Genomic DNA, 355 nt, shown 5'->3' with positions numbered 1-355 from the left:
GCTCACACGCTGGCACATCACCACGTGGAGAATGCGCGCGTCAACGAGCATCTGATTTCGATCGGCCCGAACGGAAAGCCCTATTACATTCCGCGCTCGATTCCGATTGAGCAGGTCATCGAGTACGAAGAGCGCTACACGCAGGCCGGTATCCGCGCAGACGGTTCGTACACGCTTGTGGACATGACCGAAGGGTCTGAGGCTCAGAAGCAGGGCCACGAGCCCAAAGCCAAACTTCCGCGAAATGTGCCAGTTCTTGTTGATTGGGTGAACAACAAATACGCGCATACCGGCGCGCAGGGGCTACTGCACGTTACGGACCCGACGCGCCATCGGGCGGCTGAGATTCCGCACA

The 355-nt window shown here is 58.9% G+C and carries 1 protein-coding gene; it reads left to right on the top strand.

The window, feature by feature from the left end:
* On the top strand, nucleotides 1–355 hold a 355-nt coding region (locus tag AC1RP1_RS08065), incomplete at both ends, for a hypothetical protein (protein WP_481762725.1).

Source organism: Dellaglioa sp. CoH-56-MRSF-13 (genome assembly GCF_056782095.1).
Note: the sequence above shows the minus strand (reverse complement) of the source record. Positions and strands in the feature narration are given on the sequence as shown.